The sequence below is a fragment of the Coleofasciculus sp. FACHB-712 genome, from assembly GCF_014695635.1.
Lineage (GTDB): Bacteria > Cyanobacteriota > Cyanobacteriia > Cyanobacteriales > FACHB-T130 > FACHB-T130.
This window is the reverse complement of sequence record NZ_JACJOQ010000419.1, coordinates 1-2,065: the sequence shown is the minus strand read 5'-3', so window position 1 is coordinate 2,065 and position 2,065 is coordinate 1. Positions and strand designations below refer to the sequence as shown.

Here is a 2,065-nt window from a genome sequence, read left to right as displayed (position 1 = left end):
CAGACGCAAGTGACCAACCTTAAAAGCGCTCGTGGCTACCTAGCATCCTCTCAGCAGATGTATCAATGGCTGCTAGCACCGCTAGAGAAAGATCTGCAAAGACTCGATATTCAAAATCTTGTCTTCCTCATGGACGAGGGTCTACGCACGATCCCTATCGCTGCCCTCCACGATGGTAAAGGGTTTATCCTTGAGCGCTACAGCGTTGGTTTGATGCCCAGCCTTAGCCTCACCGATACTCACTATCAGAGTTTGAAAAATGCTCAAGTTTTGGCAATGGGCATCTCAAAATTTACGGATAAAAATCCTTTACCAGCAGTACCGAGGGAATTATCAGCAATCGTGCCCTATCTGTGGAAAGGCAAGTCCTTTCTCAATGAAGATTTTACGCTAAAGAATCTGAAGGTGCAGCGTCAACAACAGCCGTTTGAGATTGTACACCTGGCAACTCACGGAGAGTTTAATTCAGGTTCTCCCAGCAACTCCTATATTCAGTTATGGGACACCAAGTTGCGACTCGATCACTGGCGGGAACTGGGTTGGGACAACCCACCAGTAGAGCTATTAGTGCTGAGTGCCTGTCGCACAGCAGTGGGGAACGAGCAGGCAGAGTTGGGCTTTGCGGGATTAGCGGTGCAAGCAGGGGTGAAATCAGCGTTGGCAAGTTTGTGGTACGTCAGCGATGAGGGGACTCTGGGACTGATGGCAGAATTCTACGAAGAATTAAAAACAGCTCCGATTAAGGCAGAGGCGCTACGTCAAGCTCAGTTGGCGATGCTCAAGGGGCAAGTGCGACTGGAAGGAGGAAAGTTACGGACTCGCAATGGGGATATCTCTTTGCCACCCCAATTGCTAGGAATCGGAAATCAAGTCCTCTCCCATCCTTATTACTGGTCTGCTTTTACAATGATTGGCAATCCTTGGTAAAAGCAAACGACTTATCACAAAGTAGACAAACTTAACGGGACTTAAACAGATATCAAGCCCAAATAAAGCCCAAAGCTGCTTTATAAGAGAACAATACGTCCCGATTTCGATTCAGCCACTCCACAAAACGGAAAGACATTGCTGTGCGAAACGCCTTTAATGCCTCAGGAAAGGTATTTAAAGGTTTAGAAGCCCAACGTCTTCTTAATCCTCCAGTTTTGGTGTGCCATAAAATAAATGTATAGGCGCAAAAGACAAGAATGAAATGACTGAGTAGACTTGTGTAATCTCTGACTTGATATTCAGATAGTCCTAACCATCATGAGAGCTTCCCGATAGAAAACTTCCACCCAATTCCTTTGAGCATAGGTAGTTACTATCTATTCCGCTGTGGCTTGTGTTGATTCAATATTGGTAATCAAATAGTCAATATCACTAGCTTCGTTGAAGGTTAAAGCATTCATGACGATAGCAACTCTTCTCGTTCCTTCAACCTGCGACATTTCAACTTCAACCGTTGCCACCCAAACGGTTTTTGGTTTATCTAAATTAAGTTGGATAGGAGTAAAAGCCTCAGCAGGCATTGAATCGGCTAACTTATCTAAGCGGATTTCAACGGGAGCATGTCACCTTCGTCCCTTTCCTCATCTTTTAACTTGCGGACTTGTTAACTAGCTGGTAAGTCCGCAAATACCTTCTCCACTAACTGTCGCGCTTTAGCGTCCAAGAGGTTCCAGTCTACATCGCCAGTATCCTCTTCAATTAAGCTAGTATCAATCTCGACTTGCTGATTCTCTGGGTGAGCGATCGCTTGCGTGTAATTGCGAAAACAGACTTGATAACAAAGTTCCCACAAATCAACAGTAACTTGCTGGTCTTGATGCTTCAAACAAAGTAGATAACCAGGATAGGGATTAGGCATTGCTACCAATGCTTGTTCTATCTCCGAAGCTTCCTCCGGAGAAGCAGATGCAAGCTGTTCTCTTAATAACGTAAAAGTGGTTTTAGTTTCCTCCGGTGTCCCTTCAGGCCAAATCAATACATCTTGGTAAGTTCCCTTCCAGTTTGATTGGTCTAGCTGTTTGCGAATCTGGTCGATGATTCGGATAAAAGCTGGTTGCATGAGCAATTCAGCTTG

General features: G+C 45.1%; 2 protein-coding genes and 1 pseudogene. 1 reads left to right on the top strand and 2 read right to left on the bottom strand.

The genetic code is table 11. The features are described 5' to 3' along the window. The coding region (locus H6F50_RS12935) for a CHAT domain-containing protein (RefSeq protein ID WP_190429015.1) at positions 1-927 on the top strand (927 nt) is incomplete at its 5' end. Between the two features lie 52 nt (positions 928-979). Here the strand turns inward: H6F50_RS12935 and H6F50_RS12930 are convergent. Both H6F50_RS12930 and H6F50_RS12925 read right to left on the bottom strand, forming a co-directional pair. Beyond that, positions 980-1,538, bottom strand: a pseudogene (locus H6F50_RS12930) (IS701 family transposase); the annotation flags it as partial. 56 nt (positions 1,539-1,594) lie between these two features. Beyond that, positions 1,595-2,065: hypothetical protein (locus H6F50_RS12925; protein WP_199292136.1), on the bottom strand; the 471-nt coding region annotated here is incomplete at its 5' end.